Below are 22,140 nucleotides of genomic sequence, written 5' to 3'. Positions count from 1 at the left end.
GCGTCGATCAGTTCCTGGACTGGGCTCGCTGCTCGACGGCGCGGGTGTCGATCTCGGCGGTGTTCGTCTCGTCCGAGTCCTCGAGAACGTCGTCTTCGTCGATACTCGGTTCTGATTTGACCGGATCTGCGTCGACCTTATCTGCGTCGGCCTTCTTGTCTTCGATCTCGAGATCTTCCTCGGCTTCGACGATGACCGGAGCGGGCGGTGCATCGAGGAGTTCGCTCTCCCGGTTGACCGATGCGAGCATAGCCGGAACCGAATCGAGTTGTCCGCGAATGCCCAAGAGCTGAGCCAGGATTCGGCCACGGAGAACGCGCAGTTCTTCGGTGAGTTCCTTCGCGTGAGCGATCTTGCGCTCGGACTGATCAGTGGCGGCCTGCAGCCTGCGCTGAGCCTCGTGCGACGCATCGGCGAGTCGACGCTCGGCCTCTGCTTTGCTCGACGACTCCAGCTCGTTGACGGCGGCGACGACCTTGGCGCGGCGCTCCGACATCGAGATGTCGAAGTCTTCGCGGATCTGAGTGCGCTTGGCCTCGGACTCGGCAGCCAGTCGATCCCGCTCGGCCTGCGCGGCTTCGACGATCCGGGCGGCTTCGGTACGGGCCTGCGCCATGGTCTGCTCGTGCATGGTTTCCATCGCGTTGCGACGGTCCTCGAGTTCGGCGATCAGCGACTCGTAGTGCCCACGTAGGCGAGCGCCGTCCTGTTCGGCGATGGAGGTCATCTCGGCTGCGTCGGCTTCGGCCTTCGCGCGCACCTCCGAGGCCTCGTCGGAGGCAAGGCGCAGCATGCGGCTGATGCGATCGCTCATGCCCTCCGCAGTGGTGGGCGGTACCGAGAGGCGGTCGACGTCCTTGCGGAGGTCGTCGATGTCGTCGCGTGCATCGTCGAGCTGCTTGGCGAGGTCACGGGCCTGCGCAGCGGCAGCATCACGATCTGCCGCGGTAACTCGCAGCTCCGCGTCGAATCGCTCGAAGTAGTTACGTACCTCGTCGCGGTCGTATCCCTTCCGTGCGATCTGGAACGGAAGTTGGATCGAACCGCGGTCCTGCTCGTATGCCATGGCGACAATCTACCTGGCATACGAGCTGGAGTCGGGTCTGCTAGTGGCTCGCGTCGGGTTCGACCAGTTCCACCAGGACGCCGCCGGCGTCCTTCGGGTGAATGAAGTTGATGCGCGAGTTGGCCGTACCGCGTCGGGGAGCGTCGTACAGCAACCGAACCCCGCGGTCGCGAAGTTCGGCGGAGATGGCGTCGATGTCGGTGACCCGGTAGGCGAGCTGCTGGAGGCCGGGGCCGCTTCGGTCGATGAACTTGGCGATGGTCGAGTTCTCGTCCAGAGGCGCGAGCAGTTGAACGGCAGTGGATCCGGCGGGGGAGCCGACGACGGAGAGCATGGCCTCACGCACGCCCTGCGATTCGTTGATTTCCTCGTGGGTCGACACCATGCCCAGGTGCTGCGTGTACCACTCGATTGCCACGTCGAGATCGGGCACCGCGATTCCGACGTGATCGATCGCGACGACGAGGTCGGACGACAAAGGTGCGAGTGCAGAACTGGGGGAGGTCTGTGTCATACCTTTCACGGTAGCGCTACCGTTTGAGGAGTACACGTCGGGATGTGACTTGGCTCTTAGGCCGCACGGAACCGACGACTATCTCTCTTTTGCAGCCGGAGGAAATCGTGACCAGTTCTGTGATTGTTGCGGGAGCTCGTACCCCGATGGGTCGACTCCTCGGATCGTTGAAAGACCTCTCCGGGTCCGACCTCGGCGGCATCGCCATCAAAGGCGCCCTCGACAAGTCCTCAGTCGCACCCGAACAGGTCGACTACGTCATCATGGGACAGGTCCTCACCGCCGGCGCCGGCCAGATGCCCGCCCGCCAAGCCGCCGTCGCCGCAGGCATCCCCATGAACGTCCCCGCCCTGAGCATCAACAAAGTGTGCCTCTCCGGCATCGACGCCATCGCCCTCGCCGACCAACTCATCCGCGCCGGCGAATTCGACATCGTCGTCGCCGGCGGGCAGGAATCGATGTCCCGCGCACCCCACATGCTCGAAAAAAGCCGCGAAGGCTTCAAATACGGCGACGTCACCCTCCGCGACCACATGGCCTACGACGGCCTCCACGACATCTTCACCGACCAGGCCATGGGCCTGCTCACCGAACAGGTCAACCAACAAGAAACCGCCCACATCACCCGCGCCGAGCAGGACGCCTTCGCCGCCGCCTCACACCAGAACGCGGCCCGCGCCTGGAAAGACGGCCTCTTCGACAACGAAGTCGTCCCCGTCTCCATCCCCCAACGCAAGGGCGAGCCCATCGTCTTCGCCCAGGACGAAGGCATCCGCGCCGACACCACCACCGAATCCCTCGGCAAACTGCGTCCCGCGTTCAGCAAGGACGGCACCATCACCGCCGGCTCCGCCTCCCCGATCTCCGACGGCGCCGCCGCCGTCGTGGTGATGAGCAAAACTAAAGCCGAAGAACTCGGCCTGACCTGGATCGCGGAAATCGGCGCCCACGGCGTCGTCGCCGGACCCGACTCCACCCTCCAGTCCCAACCCGCCCGGGCCATCGCCAAAGCCTGCGCGAAGGAAGGCATCGACCCCACCGACCTCGACCTCGTCGAAATCAACGAAGCATTCGCCGCCGTCGGGATCGCCTCCACCCGCGAACTCGGCCTCGACCCCGCCAAGGTCAACGTCAACGGCGGCGCCATCGCCGTCGGCCACCCCCTCGGCATGTCCGGCGCCCGCATCGCCCTGCACCTCGCCCTCGAACTGCAACGCCGCGGCGGCGGCATCGGCGCAGCCGCACTCTGCGGCGGCGGCGGACAAGGCGACGCACTCATCGTCCGCGTCCCCAAGGCCTGAGTGTCTAAATACACCTGAACGAGTGCTCTCGCTCTGCGACGCCCCGTGGTTTTGCTCACACAACTACGGGGCGTCGTAGTTGTTCGGGCACAATGGCCTCATGGCGAACATCTTTGACGTATCCACTCCCGCGAAACGCTTCCGTCTGGTGGCGTGGTGGGAAGCTGTGACCTGGGCGGCCTTGCTGGTTGCCATGTTCTTCAAGTGGGTCCTCGGACACGAAGAAGCGATTCGCATCCCCGGAATGGTCCACGGAACCGCCGGCTTCCTGGTGTTCATCGTTGTTGCACTCCTGACCGCGTGGTCGCTCAAGTGGGACGTCAAGACCACGATCCTTGCGCTGATCTCGAGCGTTCCGCCCTTCGGCACCGTCATCTTCGAACGCTGGGCAGTGCGAAACGGCAAGCTCGGTGAGCTGTCCACGGAGTTCGATGCGTCCAAGGGCAACGCGGCGCTCGTCTGAGTGCTGCATCCCTCTACGTAGCTTCTCGCAACTCGTGACAAACTGGGAGCCGTGACTCGACCAGGTTCCAGGCCCCCCGCGCGTTCGTCCGCAGTTGCTGCCGCCATGAGCGGCGCAGTCGACTTGTCCGCCTTCAAAGAGCGGGCCACGGCCCCACCACCGCCGCGTAACACCAGCGGCGACGGGGCCGTTTCTGCTGTCTCCGGGGCAGTGATCGAGGTGACCGAGGAGAACTTCGAAAGCGAAGTCCTGCTGAAGTCGAGCCAGGTGCCGGTGATCGTCAACATCGGTGGCCGCGCATACGAGCCCTCGGTCGTGTTCACCGAAGTTCTCGAATCATTTGCAGCGCGAGCCGGTGGCAAGTGGATTCTTGCCAACGTCGACGTCGACGTGAGCCCTCGTATCGCGCAGGCATTCGGCGTCCAGTCGGTTCCGACGGTTGTTGCTGTCGCGGCTGGTCAGCCATTGGCCGATTTTCAGGGCGCTCAGCCAGAGGCGCAGCTCAGCCAGTGGTTCGACGCAGTCCTCCAAGCTGTCGAGGGCAAGTTGAGTGGGCCGGTCTCCGACGCGGACGAACCGGTGGAGGAGGTCGAGGATCCTCGCTTCGTGGCCGCTGAAACCGCGCTGGACGAGGGCGATCTCGACGCCGCCATCGCTGCGTACCAGGAAATTCTCGACGCCGAACCCAACAATGCGGAGGCCAAGAGCGCTGTCCGCCAGGTGAAGTTCATGGCTCGGGTTCAGGGTGTCGATCCCGAGTCGATTGCGGCCGCGGATGCTGATCCGTCCGATCTCGAACTGCAGTTCGCTGCGGCCGACCTGGAAATGTTCGCCCAGCAACCCGAGGCGTCGTTCGCCCGCTTGATCTCGGTGGTCTCGCGAACTGCCGGCGACGACAAGGCTGCCGCTCGGACGCGCCTGCTCGAACTGTTCGAACTGTTCGACCCGGCAGAACCGATCGTCATCGCGGCCCGTCGTAAGTTGGCTTCCGCTCTCTACTGACGTGTGGACCGGCAGTCGCTACTCCGTGTAGCGGCTGTCGCACACTTCCCGGCCACCGAGAACGCCGGTCCGGAACGCGTCGACACGTGCGAACCCGCTCGGAACCGTCTCACCGTTGACGTCACTGGCAGCCAGGCCGTCGGTCAGCAGCCCCGATACGGCTTCGTCGAGGTCGCCGGGGGAGAGTGTGACCTGTGCTCCGGACGCCGCGGCGTTGGTGGGACTGAGCGCTGCGGTGATGACGCCGGACAGGCAGGCGGCGCGCAGGGCAGTCTGCGGAGTGTCGAGCGATTGGCCGTTCTCCTTCTGCATCGCGAGGGTGTACCTCGACGCGAGCAGGACATAGGCGTTGTAGTCACCGGTGATGTTGGTCTGGATCAACTCGCGTCGCCCGACGCGACCCGGCGTGCCGCGCTCGGCAAGGTCGTCGACGCTGATTCCGATGGTGTTCGTCGACGGGCAGTACGATACGGGTTCGGTCGCAACGGCATCGCTGCACCCGGTGTCTGCGCCGGTGAACACGACCTTCGGTGGCTGCGGTAGATCGAAGATCGCTTGGAAGGTCTTCACGAACTCGTCGAGAGTTGCCTCGGTGACGGGCAGTTCTCCGGAATCGTTGCCCTCGGCGAATTGCTGCGGGAGGTCTGCACGTCGTGACTCGATTTCGTCGGCGTCCATCTTCGCGCACGCACCGGCGCCGTCGGTGAAGCCGATCTGAGTGGCGGTGACGCGCTCGAACGCCGAACCATGGTGGCTCTCAGGATCATTAGGGTCTTCGTCGCGGATGGCGACCGCCGACGCCAACACCTTGTTGAGTCCGTCGGAGGTGTTCATCGTGAAGTGCGCGGCCTTGTCCTCGGCGACGTGCCGCAAGAAGGCGCCACCGAAACAGTCGGCTTGCTGTTCGCGGACCAGGGCTGCGTCTCGTTTACCGCCGACGATCCCGGCCTTGCGTTGAACGGCATGGCCGTACTCGTGCGCAAAGATGAACGCGACGGCCACGTCACCGAACTTCTCCCGCACCTCGGGCAGCAGCAATTCACGATCCCAACCGATGGTGTGATCGATGCTGCAGTACCCGGCGTTGATGAGTTCTTCGGTGGTCTCCTCACAGAAGTCCGGGCCGTTCGATTCGGTGGGGTCCCACGAGATCAGCTCGTCGACCGGTTCGAAGGGCTTGTCGAACAGAGCCGGGTACTCGGCGGCCCAGTAGGTTTCGATGTCTGTGATGGCGTTGGCTGCCAGCGCGTCGATGTCCCCGCCGTCGGTGCCGGTGATTGCTCGGTCGGCGTTGGGGGCTCCCGGACGCAACCCACTTGGTCCTGCCGTTGCGTCGAGTCCGGCGACGCGGAAGGGATCGTGATAAATCGAGACGGCGTGGCCACTCGTTCCCTGGGCACAACCGGCGAGCAGTGCGGCCACTCCCAACAGTGACGACGTGACAATGACTACTCGCCGGCCGACCATCAACGCTCCAGACTTATCCAAATCGCTCCAGCAGCTGGCAGCGCCACCTGCGCGGAGGCTGGCCGACCGTGCCACGAATGCGACGTTGCCGTGACCGCTCCGAGGTTCCCGACTCCGGAGCCGCCGTACACCTCGGCATCGGTGTTGAGAATTTCCACCCATCGGCCGGGCTCTGGTAGCCCGACGCGGTAGCTCGAGTGCTCACTGCCCGAGAAGTTGAACAGGCAGGCGACAATCGAACCGTCAGTACCGTAACGCAGAAAACTGAGGACGTTGTTCTCGGTGTCGTTGGCGTCGATCCAGGAGTATCCACCGGGCGAGGTGTCGAGGGTCCACATGGCCGGATGACGTCGGTACGCGGAGTTGAGATCGCCGACCAGTCGCTGGACGCCGCAATGGAGAGTGCCGGTGTACTGATCGTCGAGCTGCCACCAGTCGAGGCCGCGTTCTTCCGACCATTCCGCACTCTGACCGAACTCCTGTCCCATGAACAGCAGTTGCTTGCCTGGATGCGCCCACATGTACGCAAGCAGTGAGCGCAGGCCGGACGCCTTGGCGAAGTCGTTCCCGGGCATCCGGGTCCACAGAGTTCCTTTGCCGTGCACCACTTCGTCATGGCTGATCGGTAGCAGGTAGTTCTCACTCCACGCGTACATCAGTGAGAACGTGATCTCGTGATGGTGGTAGGTCCGGTGTACCGGGTCGTGACCGAGGAACCCGAGGGTGTCGTGCATCCACCCCATGTTCCACTTCATGTTGAATCCGAGGCCGCCGACATTGGTCGCCCGAGTGACTCCGGGCCACGCCGTCGACTCCTCGGCGACGGTGACGACTCCTCGATGGTTCTTGTGGACGGTGGCGTTCATCTCCTGCAGGAACGCAACGGCTTCGAGATTCTCGCGGCCGCCGTGAATGTTGGGAGTCCATCCACCTTCCGGGCGTGAGTAGTCCAGGTACAGCATCGATGCGACAGCGTCGACGCGAAGTCCGTCGATGTGGAACTCCTCGAGCCAGAAGAGTGCATTGGCGACGAGGAAGTTGCGCACCTCGCGGCGACCGAAGTCGAATACGTATGTGCCCCAGTCCAACTGCTCGCCGCGACGCGGATCGGCGTGCTCGTACAGGGGAGTTCCGTCGAAACGAGCCAGGGCCCACTCGTCTTTGGGGAAGTGTGCAGGCACCCAGTCGACGATGACACCTATCCCTGCGGCGTGCAGGTGGTCGACGAACCAGCGGAAGTCGTCCGGGGTGCCGAAGCGGGAGGTCGGTGCGTAGTACGAGGTGACCTGGTATCCCCACGATCCACCGAACGGATGCTCGGAGACGGGCAGCAGTTCGACGTGGGTGAATCCGGTTTCGGTGACGTAGACGGCGAGTTGCTCGGCCATCTGCCGGTAGTCGAGCCCGGGACGCCACGATCCGAGGTGCACCTCGTACACGCTCATCGGGGACTGCGAAGGATCGACACCGGCGCGGGTTTCGAGCCAGGCCGCGTCGTTCCACTCATGCGAACTGGTGGTCACTCGCGATGCAGTCGCCGGCGGGACCTCGGTACCGAATGCCATGGGATCGGCCTTGTCGCGAACGGAGCCGTCGTGGCCGTGGACCCGGAACTTGTACAGCGAACCGACTGCGATGTCGGGCAGGAAGAGTTCCCAGACCCCAGTGGATCCGAGGACTCGCATGGGGGCGAATTGCCCACTCCACCCGTCGAAGTCGCCGACGACGGTCACGCCGCGGGCGGCCGGAGCCCAGACGGCGAACGAGGTGCCGTCGACGGGTCCATCCGGTGTCTCGTAAGAACGCGGATGTGCACCGAGGATGTCCCACAATCGTTCGTGCCGACCTTCGCCGAACAGGTGTAGGTCGAGTTCACCGAGAGTAGGCAGGAACCGGTAAGGGTCGGCTGCGAGAACCGTGTGTCCACCCGGGTACGTCACGGAATAGCGATAGTCGATCAGGTCGGGGTAGGGGATTAGAGCCGCGAAGATTCCGTTCGAAACATGTTCGAGAGGAAAGTTTTTGCCGCCGATGACGGCACTGACGGACTCGGCGTTGGGACGCAACGCACGCAGAACGGTGCCGTCGGCGTGGGGATGGGCGCCGAGGACACTGTGCGGATCGTGATGTTCACCGCGCGCCAACAGCTCCAGATCGTGATTGTCCGGTGCGATACCCGAAGGGAACTTCTCGGTTGACATCACTTGCCTCCACCTGCGCGGTGCGCATTGCGTGCTTGGTAGGCCAGAGAGATCCGGGCCGGATACGGAACGGGTGGGAGCGCGAGGATGTGCGCCACCGAACGCCAGGGCTCGAGGCGGACGAAATTGGCTTGGCCCCAATTGAACTGCTCACCGGTTACCTCGTCGAGCACGGTCATGTGGTCGTGCCATTCGCGTCCGAGCGCCGGCATGTCCAACCAGACGGTGCCCTCTTCTGCAGCGAACGGGTTGAGGTTGATCACCGTCAGGACGGCGTCACCGGTCGAGGCGTCGAACTTCGAGTAGGCGATCAACGCGTCGTTGTCGATGTGGTGAAAGTGCAGGTTCCGCAACTGTTGCAGGGCCGGATGTGCACGCCGGATGCGGTTGAGCGCGGTGATCCACGGCTCGAGAGACTCGCCTCGCGCTGCTGCTTCGGCGAAACGGCGCGGCCGAAGTTCGTACTTCTCGGAGTCGAGGTATTCCTCGCTGCCGGGGCGAACGGCTTGGTGTTCGTAGAGTTCGTAACCGGAGTAGACGCCCCACGTCGGCGCCAGGGTGGCGGCGAGAGCTGCTCGTAGAGCGAACATTCCGGGCCCACCGTGCTGGAGGGACTCGTGCAGGATGTCCGGCGTGTTCACGAAGAGGTTCGGTCGGGCTTCGTCGGCCTTCGCCGCCAGCTCGTTACCGAATTCGGTGAGTTCCCACTTCGCAACTCGCCAGGTGAAGTACGTGTACGACTGCGTGAACCCGCGCCGGGCAAGGCCGTACATGCGCGCCGGACGAGTGAATGCCTCGGCGAGGAACAGGACGTCGGGGTCGGTCTTCTTGACCTCCGAGATGAGCGTCTCCCAGAAGTTCGGCGGCTTGGTGTGCGGGTTGTCTACCCGGAAGATCTTGACGCCGGCACTGATCCAGTGTCGGACGACTCGCAAGATTTCCTTGTCCAGACCGCGAGGATCGGTGTCGAAGTTGATCGGGTAGATGTCCTGATACTTCTTGGGCGGGTTCTCGGCGTAGGCGATGGTGCCGTCGGGAAGGACGTTGAACCACTCCGGATGCTTCTTGGCCCATGGATGATCCGGGGCGCACTGCAGCGCGAGATCCAGTGCCACTTCGAGATCGAGCCTGCGGGCCGCAGCGACGAAGGCCTTGAAGTCCTTGAGCGTGCCGAGTTGCGGGTGAACAGCGTCGTGCCCGCCGTCGACCGAGCCGATGGCCCACGGCGAGCCGACGTCACCGGGTTCGGGAGTGAGAGTGTTGTTGCGTCCCTTGCGGTTGATCTCGCCGATGGGATGGATCGGCGGAAGGTAGACGACGTCGAAACCCATTGCGGCGATGCGGGGTAGGTCTTCGGCCGAGGTTCGGAAAGTACCGTGTTGCGGCACCCCGTTCTCGTCCCAACCGCCCGTCGAGCGGGGGAAGAACTCGTACCACGATCCGAACAGTGCACGGTTGCGATCGACGACGACGGGGTGGGACTCGCCCTTGGTGACCAGTTCACGGAGCGGAGTGGCGCGGAGCAGTTCGGCGACGTCGGAGGCGAAGGCCGGCGCGACGCGAGCAGTCAGCGCCTGATCGCTGCGCAGCGACGCCGTGACGGCCTCGAGCCTGGACCTGTTGCCCCGCGGTACCTCGTGCGCGGCCTGTTCGAACAGGCGCGCACCGATTTCCAGGTCGTTGGCCAACTCGGCCGCCCCTTGCCCGACGGCGAGTTTCGCTTCCACGGCGTGCTTCCAGGTGGCGATGGGATCGCTCCACGCCTCGATCCGGAACGACCACATACCTTCGGCGGACGGTGTGAACACCGCGTCGACGGTGTCCGGTTCGGTGCCGGGGTCCATCGGAATGCGCAGCGGCTTGGTACCGCGCGGACCACGCACGACCAAAGTGGCGGAAATGGCGTCGTGGCCTTCTCGCCACACGGTGGCGTGCACTGGGAAGACTTCACCGACCACGGCCTTTGCCGGATAGTTACCCGAGATCTCGGGTACCACGTCGTCGATACCGAGGCGTCCTGACACGGGAAGCTCCATTTCTGGTGATGGATCGCGGTAAAACTTTCTTTCGCCGGGTTCAACCGTAGTGGGTGCGGCGCTGGAGTGCTGATAACGACGAATTCGGGTCTGTCGGTGGTCAGGTCGGCTCGGGCGTTCGGTTCCACCGGACAGAGTGCAAGGAACTCGACTAGGGTTCGCGGGGTGAAAGCCTTGCGTCGGTTCACTGTCCGAGCCCACCTTCCGGAGCGCCTCGCCGCGCTCGGCCCCCTGTCCACCAACCTTCGGTGGTCGTGGCATCCCGAGACACAGGATCTGTTCTCGCGACTCGACCCCGAACTCTGGCAAGCAGTCCAGTTCGATCCGGTCCGCATGCTCGGGGAAGTCGACCCCACCCGTCTCGACGAACTCAGCAGTGACGAGGCATTTCTCGGTGACCTCGACACTGCAGCAGCCGATCTCGATGCTTATCTGAGCACCCCGCGTTGGTATCAGTCCCAGCAGGCCAAGGGCACATCGTTAGCCGGCGGAATTGCGTACTTCTCCATGGAGTTCGGAGTCAGCGAAGTTCTGCCCAACTACTCCGGTGGATTGGGCATCCTGGCGGGCGATCACCTCAAGGCCGCGTCCGACCTCGGGCTGCCGCTCATCGGCGTCGGACTGCTCTACCGATCCGGCTACTTCCGCCAGTCGCTGACCGCCGACGGTTGGCAGGCCGAGCACTACCCGCCGCACGACCCTCAAGGGTTGCCTCTTCGTTTGCTGACGGACGCAGGCCCGGCTTCCGAAGACGGATCGCCGGTCGTCATTCACGTCGCCATGCCCGGTGGCCGGGTGCTGCGTGCGCGAGTGTGGATCGCTCAGGTCGGACGAGTGCCGTTGCTGCTGCTCGATTCCGACATCGCCGAGAACGACGCGGATCTGCGCGGCGTCACGGACCGTCTCTACGGCGGGGACCAGGATCACCGCATCAAGCAGGAGATCCTCGCGGGTATCGGCGGCGTCCGCGCGGTGCGCGCCTACACCGCGGCGTACGGATTGCCCGATCCCGAGGTGTTCCACATGAACGAGGGGCATGCCGGATTCCTCGGCATCGAACGGATTCGGGAACTTGTCACCACCAGCGGTCTGGACTTCGATTCGGCTCTGGCCGCGGTCCGTGCCGGAACGGTCTTCACGACGCACACTCCGGTTCCCGCCGGAATCGACCGCTTCCCGGCGGATCTGGTCCGTCACTACTTCGGCGGAGCGAACGGCGAGAACGAATCGAGTTTGCTTCCCGGCCTGACCGTCGACCGCATCGTCGGGATGGGGCGTGAAGCCGATCCGTCGATCTTCAACATGGCGCACATGGGTCTTCGCCTGGGCCAGCGAGCCAACGGCGTCTCGAAGTTGCACGGCATCGTCAGCCGCGACATGTTCAATGGTCTCTGGCCGGGCTTCGACGCCGACGAGGTGCCGATCGGTTCGGTCACCAACGGTGTTCACGCGCCGACGTGGGCGGCGCCGGAGTGGATGGACGTGGCCAGGCGGATCGTCGGTCAGGAGCAACTCGAAGAAGCACGCGGGTGGGAGCGCCTGCACGAGTTGTCGGCCACCGAACTGTGGGAAACACGTAATGCGTTGCGCGGCAAGTTGGTCGACGAAGTTCGTCGTCGCGTCCGAGCGTCCTGGCTCGAACGCGGCGCGACCGAGGCCGAACTCGGCTGGACCACTGGAGTATTCGATCCCAACGTCTTGACAGTCGGATTCGCGAGGCGCGTTCCGACGTACAAGCGGTTGACGCTGATGCTGCGTGATCCCGAGCGTCTGCGTGCGATGTTGCTCGACGAGAAACGTCCGGTGCAGTTGGTGGTGGCCGGCAAGTCGCACCCCGCCGACGACGGCGGTAAGGCACTCATCCAGCAGGTCGTGCGGTTCGCCGACGAAGCGGATGTGCGTCACCGCATCGTCTTCCTGCCTGATTACGACATGTCGATGGCCCGCTACCTGTACTGGGGCTGCGACGTGTGGCTCAACAACCCGCTTCGCCCCCTCGAGGCGTGCGGTACTTCCGGCATGAAATCCGCGCTCAACGGCGGCCTCAACCTCTCCATTCGCGACGGATGGTGGGACGAGATGTACGACGGCGAGAACGGGTGGGCCATTCCGACGGCCGACGGTGTTCTCGACGACGTGCGGCGTGACGATCTGGAAGCCAGCGCCCTCTACGAACTTCTCGAGCACGCGGTACTGCCGACGTTCTACGACCGTGATGCAGCCGATCTGCCGACGCGCTGGGTCGAGAGGGTTCGCCACACCCTCGAGAATCTGGGCCCGAAGGTGTTGGCATCACGCATGGTTCGTGACTACGCCGTCGACTACTACGCCCCTTCGGCGGAATCAGCTCGAGCGGTAGTGGCGGACGATTTTGCCGGCGCGCGTGAGGTGGCCGAGTTCCGTCGCCGTATCGAGTCGCAGTGGCCGTCGGTCGCCGTCGAGCAGGTTGACGGTTCCGGCCTGCCGGACACCCCGGAGATCGGTGCGACCATCTCTTTGAAAGCCAAGGTCCGCCTCGGCGGCTTGTCGGTCTCGGATGTGGAGGTTCAGGCAGTCCTGGGACGCGTCAGCCCAGGCGAGGAACTCACCGACGTGGTGACGTTCCCGATGACACATTTCGGAACCGAGGACGGTGCCGAGATCTTCGAAGCCGAGGTTGCGCTTCCGGTCTCCGGCTCCGTGGGTTACACCGTGCGGGTGTTGCCGCATCACCGGTTGTTGGTCGATGCCTCCGAACTCGGGTTGGTGACCACTCCGAGCGTCTGACGTAATACATTCTGCCCCGGTCCGTTCGGTCGGTACCGGGGCAGAATTGTGCCCGCGTGAGAACTGGGTCAGGGACGTGAGTCGCGGATGCGGGTGAGTGCCTTGCGGACGACTTCGGGGTTGGTCGTCTCCCAGAACGGAGGCAGTGATGCGCGAAGGTAACCCGCGTATCTCGCCGTGGCCAGACGCGGATCGAGCACGGCCACCACGCCCTTGTCGTCGGTGCTTCGAAGCAGGCGACCCACGCCCTGTGCCAGGAGCAGCGCCGCGTGATTGGCCGAGACGCTGAGAAAGCCGTTACCGCCATGGGATTCGATGGCTTGTTGGCGAGCCATCAACAGTGGGTCGTCCGGGCGTGGGAACGGAATCCGGTCCAAGATGACGAGGCTCAGCGATGGGCCAGGGACATCGACGCCCTGCCACAGGGACAACGTGCCGAACAGTGACGTGGGTTCGTCCTTGGCGAAGGCCTTGACGAGGGTGCCGGTGGCGTCGTCGCCCTGGCACAGGATGGGGGTGTCGAGGCGTTCGCGCATCGCCTCCGACGCGGCTTTGGCGGCGCGCATCGAGGAGAACAAGCCGAGGGTGCGTCCGCCGGCGGCCTCGACGAGTTCGGCGATCTCGTCGAGATAGACAGGGGAGAGGCCGTCGCGGCCGGGCGTGGGCAGGTGGCGGGCAATGTAGATGATGCCGGCCTTGGCATGGTCGAAGGGCGACCCGACGTCGAGTGAGTTCCAGCGGAAAGCCGAAGCGTCAGAAGGTGCTTCGGTGCCGATGGCGGTAGCCGAGTCGGGGCGCGCGGACGATTCCGCAGGAAGACCCCAGTTGACGGCGAGACCGTCGAACGATCCGCCGACGGTTAGTGTCGCGGAAGTGAGAACGACGGTGGATTCGGCGAACAGTCGCGAGCGCAGCAATCCGCCGACCGAGAGCGGAGCCATCCGGACGGAGCGCCGCACCGATCCGCGGAACTCGTCCGAGGACAGCCAGACGACGTCCTTGCGCTTGGCCGGGTCGGGTTCGTCGAAAGCGGTGAGAATACGCACTGCACTGTCGTGGACGTCGTCGACGGACGAGAGTGCGGCGTTGCGGGCCGCAGCGGCTTCGGGATCTGCAGCAGCCATACCCGGTTTGGCCGGACCGATAGCGGTGCGCAGCGACCAGGCCGCGTCGCGGATCGCAGCCAGTGCGGGTGCCGCCCCGTCCGGGAGGCCTTCCCAGCGACCTGGGCGCAATTCCTCGAGGAGTCCAGCCCACCCCTCGCCGGCAGCTTCGAGGCGATCGGCATCCTGCTCTTCGGCGATCTTGCCGCAACGCCGGGCCGCGGCACTGATCGACGCGGCAGTGAGATCGGCCGTGGCGACGCCGGTGACGCGGTCGACCAACTCGTGGGCCTCGTCGATCACCACGACGTCGTGGTCAGGCAGGATCTGGATGCCGGTGATGGCGTCGATCGCGAGCAGTGCGTGGTTGGTGACCACTACGTCGGCCTTCGACGCCTCGACTCGGGCGCGCTCGGCGAAGCAGTCCTCACCGACCGGGCACTGGTTCTTACCGATGCATTCGCGGGAGGTGACACTGACCTGCCGCCACGCCTGATCGGATACGCCCGGCACCAATTCGTCCCGATCACCGGTTTCGGTGTCTGAGGACCATTCGGTGAGGCGGACGACCTCCCGGCCGAGACGCGAGACCGTGAACGGATCGAACAACTCGTCCTCGGGTGGCTGCTCGGACGCGCCGGTATGGATCTTGTTCATGCACAGGTAGTTGTTGCGGCCCTTGAGGATTGCGAACTCTGCGCGTCGGCCGAGTGGCTTCTTCAGGGCATCGGCGAGCCGAGGCAGATCTCGGTCGACGAGCTGACGCTGCAGCGCGATGGTGGCGGTGGACACGACCACGGTGCGTCCCGATTCGACCGCGTGGCGCAGGCTCGGAACGAGGTAGGCGAGCGACTTACCGGTACCGGTGCCGGCCTGGACGGCCAGATGCTCGCCGGTGTCGATCGAGTGCGCCACGGCGGACGCCATCGTCAGCTGACTGGTTCGTTCGGCACCGCCGAGCGACCGCACCGCTGTCTGGAGCAGTTCGGGAACGTTCGGGAGTTGATCGGCCACCCACGAAGGTTAATGGATCCCTACGTCAGAAACGTCCACGGATGATTCCCGGGGTAGTTCACCGGCATTCGAGTCTTCTTCCGACGACGCCTCGTCTCGCCCGATCAGCTGCACTCCCGCCTCCCGCATCTGCACCAATGCCGACTCGATCGTGGCGGTCGACACACCAGCGGTGAAGGGGAGAAGGACAGTCGTGGCGAACCCCGCGCGCGCGGCATCGACGGCCGTGGCCTTGACACAGTGATCGGTGGCAATGCCGATCACGTCGACGTCGGTGATCTCGTGGGCGCGGAGCCAGTCCTCGAGCGTCGTTCCGTCCTCGGCTGCTCCTTCGAAACCGGAGTAGGCCGCGCTGTAGGCGCCCTTGGAGAAGATCGCCGACCCGGCGACGGAAGCGTCGAACGCCGGATGGAACTCGGCGCCGGCTGTCCCGACGACGCAGTGAACCGGCCAGCTGTCGATGAAGTCGGGATTCTCGGAGAAGTGCGCCCCAGGGTCGATGTGGAAATCGCGAGTCGCGACTACGGCGTCGTACTCGTGGGAGTTGACGAAATCGTTGACGGCTCCCGCAACCGCAGCACCGCCGTCGACTGCAAGAGCGCCACCTTCACAGAAATCGTTCTGAACGTCGACAATTATCAGTGCTTTTGCGCTCACTGGTGCTCACCTCCGGTGAATCGAACGGGCACAGCCGAGTCTCCGCGCGAGAGCTTGAGGCCTTCCCACGGCAGGCTCACGAGCCCTGCCTTCAGAACCGCTCTGCTCTCTTCGAGCGTCGGCGCGCTGTCGACGACCTTGCCTTCGCGAACCAGCGGGATCAGCAGTTCGGTCGCTCCGTCCGCCTCGGAGACAGGTGACGGTGATCCGGCGGGGTAGATGACTTCTTCGACGATCGTGCCGGTCGGACGCACTACGCGCAGTGCCTTCTTGGCGCCGCCGCGAGATGCCTTGTTGGTGCTTCTCTTCTCGACCGCGATTCCGTCGACCTCGACCAGCTTGTAAACCATGCCGGCGGTGGGGGCGCCTGATCCGGTGACCAGGGAAGTACCGACGCCGTACGAGTCGACGGGTTCGGCGCGCAGAGCCGCGATCGCGTACTCGTCCAGGTCGCCGGAGACGACGATGCGTGTCTTGGTAGCACCGAGATCGTCGAGTTGTTGGCGTACCTGACGAGCAAGAACGCCGAGATCGCCGGAGTCGATGCGAACCCCGCCCAGCTCGGGACCGGCAACGGCGACAGCCGTTTTCACACCCTCGGTGATGTCGTAGGTATCGACGAGCAAGGTGGTGGATACGCCCAGAGCGGCGACCTGACCGCGGAATGCCGCTGCCTCGTCCGGACCGTCCTCGGTGGTGTGCAGGAGCGTGAAGGCGTGCGCGCTGGTACCTGCGCTGGGTACGTCGTGACGCCGCGCGGCTTCGAGGTTGGAGGTGGCGTCGAAGCCGGCGAGATACGCGGCACGTGAAGCGGCGACGGCGGCCTGTTCGTGTGTACGACGCGAGCCCATCTCGATCATCCGTCGACCGCCCGCTGCGCTCACCATGCGGGCTGCGGCCGAAGCGATCGCGCTGTCGTGGTTGAGGATCGAGAGAATCAAGGTTTCGAGGATGACGCACTCGGCGAACGTTCCGCGGACCGAGAGGATCGGTGAGCCGGGGAAGTAGAAATCTCCCTCGCGGTAGCCGTCGATGTCACCGGAGAATCGATAGTTGCGCAGCCACTCGACGGTCGTGTCGTCGAGAAATTTTGCAACGATCGCCAGTTCAGGTTCACCGAACCGGAACTGCTCGAGAGCGTCGAGAAGGCGCTCGGTACCGGCGACGACGCCGTAGCGACGGCCGTCTGGCAGCCGCCGTGCAAATACCTCGAAACTGCAGTTGCGGAAGGCAGATCCGTCGGCGAGAGCCGCCGAGAGCATGGTCAGTTCGTACTGATCGGTGAGCAGTGCGGTGCTGGCACCGGCGTCGCGGATGTCGGAAATTTGCGTAGGCACGCACACAACTCTATGCGCGAGACGACGTGGGTGGGTGTTGTCGCCTCTCGTCGCGCCGTACCCTGGATACATGGTTTTCGGCGGCGCGACCGTGTCCGGCACTTACTCGGCGAACGTAACGATGAGAGGCGCTACGGCTTCCTCTCCTCAAGCCACGCCCGAGCAGTCGGAGGCTGTTTCGACCATCGAAGCCGCAGATCGGCCCTGGGTGACCATCGTCTGGGACGACCCGGTCAATCTCATGCATTACGTGACTTACGTGTTCCAGAAGTTGTTCGGCTACAGCAAAGCCAAGGCCACCGACCTGATGATGCAGGTCCATTCGGAGGGCAAGGCCGTGGTCTCGAGCGGTTCGCGCGACAAGATGGAGGCCGATGTTCGTCGCCTCCACGCTGCCGGTCTCTGGGCCACGATGCAACGCGACGACACCTGAGAAAAGCACTTTTTCGACCGATTTGTTCGCCTAACTCGTAGACGGGAGTCCGACGCGTGCGGACGTGGAGTAGGAAGAGTTCACTCGGCGGAGTGAAGTTCAAGTCCGAGATGGACGGCCACGAGGCGGCGGTTCTGCGCTCGCTCGTGGAGTCGGTGACCGGGCTTCTCGACGAGCGCGCGTCTTCGGCGCCGCAAGACGAGCTCGCCGCGCTGACGGGTCTTCGTACCGGAAATTCGGAGACGCCCGACAATCCGGTGTTGGCGCGATTGCTTCCCGACTTCCAGCGCACCGATCCGGACAAGGTCGCTCCGGACAGTGACGATCTCGACGACGCCGGCGCCAATGTCAACGGCGCGCTGCGCAGTTTGCACGAACCCGAGATCATCGACGCCAAGCGTGAGTCCGCTCGCATGTTGTTGGCTTCGCTTCCGGAGGCCGGCGGCAAGGTCGTTCTCACGCAGGAACAGGCCGACGCCTGGCTGTCCTCGCTCAACGACGTCCGTCTCGCGCTCGGAACCAATCTCGGCATCGACGCCGACACACCGGAAAGCCTCGAACCCGACGACCCGCGAGCCCCGCATCTCGACGTCTATCACTGGTTGACGTGGATGCAGGACTCCCTCGTCCAGGCGCTCATGCCATGACCACAACGCGGACCGGGCCCACTGATTCACTGACAGATGTCGCCGGCCTCGCCGTCGGTCATCACCACAAGCTCGACGAGGGAGCCACTCTCGGAAGCGGCGCAGCCACCGGCTGCACGGTCGTGCTCGCGTCGGCCGGTGTGGTCGCCGGAGTCGACGTCCGGGGCGGCGGTCCGGGTACCCGCGAGACAGACCTGCTCGACCCGAGCCATTCGGTTCAGCAGGTCAATGCCGTGCTGTTGACCGGTGGTAGTGCCTACGGACTTGCCGCGGCCGACGGAGTGATGCGCTGGCTCGAGGAACACGATCACGGGATCGCGATGGGCGCTCCCGGCCAGGTGGTACCGATCGTGCCCGGCGCCGTGATCTTCGATCTGCCGGTGGGGGACTGGACCGTTCGTCCGACCGGCGATTTCGGATTCCTCGCTGCCGACACTGCTTCGCGCGAATTCGCCACCGGCACGGTCGGCGCGGGGGTAGGTGCCAGAGCCGGGGCGCTCAAGGGTGGGGTGGGAACGGCCAGCGTCGTGATCGCCGACGGCCCCGCCGAGGGGGCGACGGTCTCCGCCTTGATCGTGACGAATCCGGTGGGTTCGGTCTTCGACCCCAGAACAGGCCTGCCGTGGGGCGTCGGCTCGGACGGCGCGGAGTCGTTCGGCCTCAGGCTCCCCGACGCGTCCGAACTCGCGGCGGCCAACGCCGTTGCAGCCAAGGGAACCGTCCTCAACACCACGATCGGTGTGGTCGCCACTGACGCCGCCTTGACGAAAGCCGGGTGCCGACGCGTCGCCGTCGCAGGTCATGACGGCCTGGCCCGAGCGATTCGGCCCGCACATTCGCCGCTCGACGGCGACACGATCTTTGCGCTCGCCACCGGTGATCACACTCCGAATTCGGAGATCACGGTTCCGGACGCTTTCCCGAACGATCTGCCGATACTCGACGCGGTGTGCGCGGCTTCGGCCCAGGTGGTCGAACGTGCGATCGTCACAGCGATTCTCGACGCCACGTCGGTAGCCGGAATCCCGAGTTACCGCGAACTCTTCCCGTCCGCATTTCTCTAGGCAGCACTCCTGGAATCGGCGGTAATCTCGAATTGAGCCTGGTCGCGAGTGACCGGATCAGAAAACCGGATCGACGGTGGAGGACGCACACGATGACGATGGATTTCAACAGTCCGGACTTCGGCACCCGGACGCCGGCACCGAAATCCGGTCCGCCCTCGGTGTGGAAGCAGTCGGCCGTGTTGGTGGGCGGCTTCGCGATCCTGCTCTACGTGATCGAGATCGTGGATGTCATCTCCGGTCAGAATGTCCAGAACGCCGGCGTCACCCCGCGCACGCTCGACGGCCTGTGGGGAATCCTGTTCGCCCCGGTGCTGCACGACGACTGGGGTCATCTGATCGCCAACACCATTCCGGTGCTGATCCTCGGATACCTCGTGCTGGTGTCGGGAATTGCGCGGGGACTCGCGGCGACCGGCATCATCTGGGTGATCGGCGGCGTCGGGACCTGGTTGTTCGCCGGCTCGAACTCGAATCACGTCGGTGCGTCCGTGCTGATCTTCGGCTGGGTCACCTACCTGCTGGTGCGCGGGTTCTTCACGCGGAGCTTCACACAGATCCTGATCGGCGTTGCCGTCTTCGTCGTGTACGGCGGAGTGCTGTGGGGCGTTCTGCCGAGCGATCCACGGGTTTCCTGGCAAGGGCATCTGTTCGGAGCGATCGGCGGCGTGGTTGCCGCCTGGGCGTTGACGTCGGGGGAGAGGGCCAAGCGCGCCGGGTCGGCGCCGGCCGTTCGACCACCGAGTTTCTGAACGGACGTGGGTCACACCCTCACTGCGGTGTGACTTCGACGCGCCAAAACCACCAAGAGCTTTTTCCCAGACGGGTAGACGTGGCAGCATGACCGGTATGCGCATGACCGTCCTGGGGTGTTCCGGCAGCGTCACGGGTCCGGATTCACCGGCTTCGGGATACCTGCTCACGGCACCGGGAACTCCGCCGCTCGTGATCGACTTCGGCCCGGGAGTTCTTGGGGCGTTGCAGCGATACGCCGATCCGGGCGAGGTGACGATCCTGCTTTCGCACCTTCATGCGGACCACTGTCTCGACATGCCCGGCCTGCTCGTCTGGCGTCGCTATCACCCCAACCCGCCGGTCGGCCGTGCTCTGGTTTACGGCCCCACCGACACCGCGTGCCGCATCGGAGTGTCCTCCGCCGAGTGCGCCGGCGAGATGGACGACATCTCCGACACCATCGACGTCCGGCTCTGGGCCGAGAACGAGCCGGTGACGTTCGGTGAACTGAGCGTCGTCGCCCGCCGGATGAATCACCCGCCCGAGGCTTACGGTTTCCGGATCACCGGCGCCGACGGCCGCGTGCTCGTCTATACCGGCGACACCGGCATGTGCGACAACGTCGTCGAACTCGCGCGCGATGCGGACGTGTTGCTCTCCGAAGCGTCGTGGACCGACAGTCCCGATCGCCCCGAGGGGGTTCATCTCTCCGGCAAGGAAGCCGGCCGAGTGGCCGCGCTCGCCGGCGTCAAGGAACTTCTCCTCACGCACATCCCGCCGTGGACATCGCGTGAAGACGTGATCGCCGAAGCGAAATCCGAATTCTCCGGACCGGTCCATGCCGTCTCCGCCGGAAGTGTCTACGACATCTGATTCCCCTCACATTCGGTGCAGCGCTCACCGGGCGACCGCTAGGCTCACGAAGGTGACTACACGAGAAGACGGTAGGGCGGACGACGAGCTCCGCACGGTCAAGATCACCCGCGGGTTCACCAGTCACCCGGCCGGATCCGTTCTGGTCGAGTTCGGGAACACTCGCGTCATGTGCACCGCCAGCGTCGAAGAGGGTGTACCCCGCTGGCGCAAGGGTTCCGGTTTGGGTTGGCTGACAGCCGAATACGCGATGCTTCCCGCCGCGACGCACACACGTAGTGGCCGCGAATCGGTCAAGGGCAAGGTTGGCGGCCGCACTCAGGAGATCAGTCGACTCATCGGCCGATCACTTCGAGCGTGCATCGACCTCGCGGCAATCGGCGAGAACACCATCGCCCTCGACTGCGACGTCCTCCAAGCCGACGGCGGCACTCGCACCGCGGCAGTGACGGGGGCGTACGTGGCCCTGGTCGACGCCGTGACGTACCTGCGCGCTGCCGACCTGCTCTCCGACCCGCAGCCCATCTCGTGTGGCATAGCGGCCGTCAGCGTCGGCGTCGTGGACGGACGAGTGCGCCTCGATCTTCCGTACGAAGAGGATTCGCGTGCCGAGGTCGACATGAACGTCGTGGCCACCGATACCGGCACGCTGGTGGAAATCCAGGGAACCGGTGAGGGCGCCACGTTCCCACGTTCGACGCTGGACAAGCTGCTCGACTCCGCGCTCGCAGGTTGCGAGCAACTTTTCGAGATCCAGCGTCAGGCGTTGGCCGAGCCGTATCCCGGGGTGCTCCCCGAACCGAAGAATCCGGAACCCAAGAAGAAGTTCGGTGCTTGAGCTGTGAGCGTACGAGTATTGGTTGCAAGCCGAAACGCCAAGAAGCTGAAGGAACTTCACCGAGTTCTCGACGCCGCCGGAGTGAACGGAATCGAGCTGGTCGGCCTCGACGAGGTTCCGCCGTTCCCCGAGGCTCCCGAGACCGGCGCGACGTTCGAGGAGAATGCGCTCGCCAAGGCGCGTGACGGCGCTGCGGCAACCGGAATGCCGTGCATTGCAGACGATTCCGGTGTCGAGATCGATGCGCTGAACGGTATGCCGGGTGTGCTGTCCGCGCGGTGGTCGGGCACTCACGGAAACGACGGCGCGAATACCGCCCTGGTGTTGGCTCAGCTGGGAGACGTGCCAGACGAGCGTCGAGGCGCGGCGTTCGTCTCCGCCTGTGCACTGGTGATCCCCGGCGGCGACGAGACCGTCGTGCGCGGCGAATGGCGCGGGGTGATCGGCCGCGAACCAGCCGGCGACGGCGGCTTTGGATACGACCCCATCTTCCGTCCGGACGGCGACACCCGCTCGGCCGCAGAACTCACCCCGGCCGAGAAGGATGCGGCGTCACATCGAGGGCGCGCGCTCGTACAGCTCGTTCCGGCTCTGGCGACACTGGCCGGCTGAACCGAATCCGA

Annotated in this window: 19 protein-coding genes; 11 read left to right on the top strand and 8 right to left on the bottom strand. The window is 64.8% G+C overall.

All coding sequences use genetic code 11. The annotated features are described in order from the left end of the window. Positions 1–7: 7 nt before the first annotated feature. Both RA302_RS18835 and mce read right to left on the bottom strand, forming a co-directional pair. Positions 8–1,066 carry a hypothetical protein gene (locus tag RA302_RS18835; protein ID WP_007733248.1) on the bottom strand — a complete coding sequence of 353 codons (1,059 nt, stop codon included), beginning with the start codon at positions 1,064–1,066 and terminating at the stop codon, positions 8–10. Between the two features lie 40 nt (positions 1,067–1,106). Next, positions 1,107–1,580 carry a methylmalonyl-CoA epimerase gene (mce, locus tag RA302_RS18830; RefSeq protein WP_007733251.1) on the bottom strand — a complete coding sequence of 158 codons (474 nt, stop codon included), beginning with the start codon at positions 1,578–1,580 and terminating at the stop codon, positions 1,107–1,109. A 107-nt stretch (positions 1,581–1,687) separates the two neighbouring features. On the opposite strand from mce, the gene RA302_RS18825 reads away from it, so the two are divergent. From RA302_RS18825 to RA302_RS18815, 3 genes are all read left to right on the top strand, one after another. Continuing rightward, positions 1,688–2,881 carry an acetyl-CoA C-acetyltransferase gene (locus RA302_RS18825; RefSeq protein ID WP_070159775.1) on the top strand — a complete coding sequence of 398 codons (1,194 nt, stop codon included), beginning with the start codon at positions 1,688–1,690 and terminating at the stop codon, positions 2,879–2,881. 100 nt (positions 2,882–2,981) lie between these two features. Further along, the gene (locus RA302_RS18820; RefSeq protein ID WP_007733255.1) at positions 2,982–3,344 is read left to right on the top strand and encodes a DUF3817 domain-containing protein; all 363 of its coding nucleotides are present in this window, start codon (positions 2,982–2,984) and stop codon (positions 3,342–3,344) included. A gap of 105 nt (positions 3,345–3,449) precedes the next feature. Next, positions 3,450–4,346, top strand: coding sequence for a tetratricopeptide repeat protein (locus RA302_RS18815; protein WP_030537899.1), 897 nt, complete (start codon positions 3,450–3,452; stop codon positions 4,344–4,346). A gap of 18 nt (positions 4,347–4,364) precedes the next feature. Here RA302_RS18815 and RA302_RS18810 read toward each other — a convergent pair whose 3' ends face one another. From RA302_RS18810 to RA302_RS18800, 3 genes are read right to left on the bottom strand one after another with little or no spacing between them, the layout of a single operon-like run. Next, positions 4,365–5,813 carry a neutral zinc metallopeptidase gene (locus RA302_RS18810; RefSeq protein WP_070160882.1) on the bottom strand — a complete coding sequence of 483 codons (1,449 nt, stop codon included), beginning with the start codon at positions 5,811–5,813 and terminating at the stop codon, positions 4,365–4,367. Then, a complete protein-coding gene (gene glgB, locus RA302_RS18805; protein WP_338477490.1) occupies positions 5,813–8,014 on the bottom strand; it encodes a 1,4-alpha-glucan branching protein GlgB in 2,202 nt (733 codons plus the stop codon). Before glgB ends, RA302_RS18810 begins: the two co-directional genes overlap by 1 nt. Further along, positions 8,014–10,038 carry an alpha-1,4-glucan--maltose-1-phosphate maltosyltransferase gene (locus RA302_RS18800; RefSeq protein WP_003945303.1) on the bottom strand — a complete coding sequence of 675 codons (2,025 nt, stop codon included), beginning with the start codon at positions 10,036–10,038 and terminating at the stop codon, positions 8,014–8,016. Before RA302_RS18800 ends, glgB begins: the two co-directional genes overlap by 1 nt. Before the next feature lie 177 nt (positions 10,039–10,215). Here RA302_RS18800 and glgP point away from each other — a divergent pair, with 177 nt between their 5' ends. Further along, the gene (gene glgP, locus RA302_RS18795; protein ID WP_030537902.1) at positions 10,216–12,816 is read left to right on the top strand and encodes an alpha-glucan family phosphorylase; all 2,601 of its coding nucleotides are present in this window, start codon (positions 10,216–10,218) and stop codon (positions 12,814–12,816) included. Positions 12,817–12,884: 68 nt separating this feature from the next. Here the strand turns inward: glgP and RA302_RS18790 are convergent, their stop codons facing one another. From RA302_RS18790 to RA302_RS18780, 3 genes are read right to left on the bottom strand one after another with little or no spacing between them, the layout of a single operon-like run. Continuing rightward, positions 12,885–14,933 carry an ATP-dependent DNA helicase gene (locus RA302_RS18790; RefSeq protein ID WP_070160886.1) on the bottom strand — a complete coding sequence of 683 codons (2,049 nt, stop codon included), beginning with the start codon at positions 14,931–14,933 and terminating at the stop codon, positions 12,885–12,887. A gap of 9 nt (positions 14,934–14,942) precedes the next feature. Continuing rightward, entirely contained in the window at positions 14,943–15,590 is a 648-nt protein-coding gene (locus RA302_RS18785; RefSeq protein WP_042925786.1) for a nicotinamidase, read from the bottom strand. Further along, entirely contained in the window at positions 15,587–16,927 is a 1,341-nt protein-coding gene (locus RA302_RS18780; protein ID WP_030537905.1) for a nicotinate phosphoribosyltransferase, read from the bottom strand. Before RA302_RS18780 ends, RA302_RS18785 begins: the two co-directional genes overlap by 4 nt. Positions 16,928–17,048: 121 nt before the next feature. Here RA302_RS18780 and clpS point away from each other — a divergent pair, with 121 nt between their 5' ends. From clpS to rdgB, 7 genes are all read left to right on the top strand, one after another. Continuing rightward, positions 17,049–17,360 (top strand): ATP-dependent Clp protease adapter ClpS, encoded by a 312-nt coding sequence (clpS, locus tag RA302_RS18775; protein ID WP_037132099.1) that lies wholly within the window; start codon positions 17,049–17,051, stop codon positions 17,358–17,360. A gap of 56 nt (positions 17,361–17,416) precedes the next feature. Next, positions 17,417–18,007, top strand: a complete 591-nt coding sequence (locus RA302_RS18770; protein ID WP_003945318.1) for a DUF2017 domain-containing protein — start codon at positions 17,417–17,419, stop codon at positions 18,005–18,007. After that, a complete protein-coding gene (locus RA302_RS18765; RefSeq protein ID WP_070160888.1) occupies positions 18,004–19,071 on the top strand; it encodes a P1 family peptidase in 1,068 nt (355 codons plus the stop codon). The genes RA302_RS18770 and RA302_RS18765 overlap by 4 nt, the downstream gene beginning before the upstream one ends. Before the next feature lie 92 nt (positions 19,072–19,163). Continuing rightward, positions 19,164–19,823 carry a rhomboid family intramembrane serine protease gene (locus RA302_RS18760; protein ID WP_007733273.1) on the top strand — a complete coding sequence of 220 codons (660 nt, stop codon included), beginning with the start codon at positions 19,164–19,166 and terminating at the stop codon, positions 19,821–19,823. 97 nt (positions 19,824–19,920) lie between these two features. Continuing rightward, positions 19,921–20,679, top strand: a complete 759-nt coding sequence (locus tag RA302_RS18755; protein WP_047270275.1) for a cyclic nucleotide-degrading phosphodiesterase — start codon at positions 19,921–19,923, stop codon at positions 20,677–20,679. 52 nt (positions 20,680–20,731) lie between these two features. Then, positions 20,732–21,517 carry a ribonuclease PH gene (gene rph / locus RA302_RS18750; protein ID WP_003945332.1) on the top strand — a complete coding sequence of 262 codons (786 nt, stop codon included), beginning with the start codon at positions 20,732–20,734 and terminating at the stop codon, positions 21,515–21,517. A 3-nt stretch (positions 21,518–21,520) separates the two neighbouring features. Beyond that, entirely contained in the window at positions 21,521–22,129 is a 609-nt protein-coding gene (rdgB, locus tag RA302_RS18745) for an RdgB/HAM1 family non-canonical purine NTP pyrophosphatase (protein WP_070160890.1), read from the top strand. The last annotated feature ends 11 nt before the right edge of the window (positions 22,130–22,140 follow it).

The organism is Rhodococcus sp. DN22, assembly GCF_036669995.1.
GTDB lineage: Bacteria > Actinomycetota > Actinomycetes > Mycobacteriales > Mycobacteriaceae > Rhodococcus_F > Rhodococcus_F erythropolis.
The sequence above is the reverse complement of the archived record's forward strand: the minus strand, read 5'-3'. Positions and strand labels throughout refer to the sequence as shown.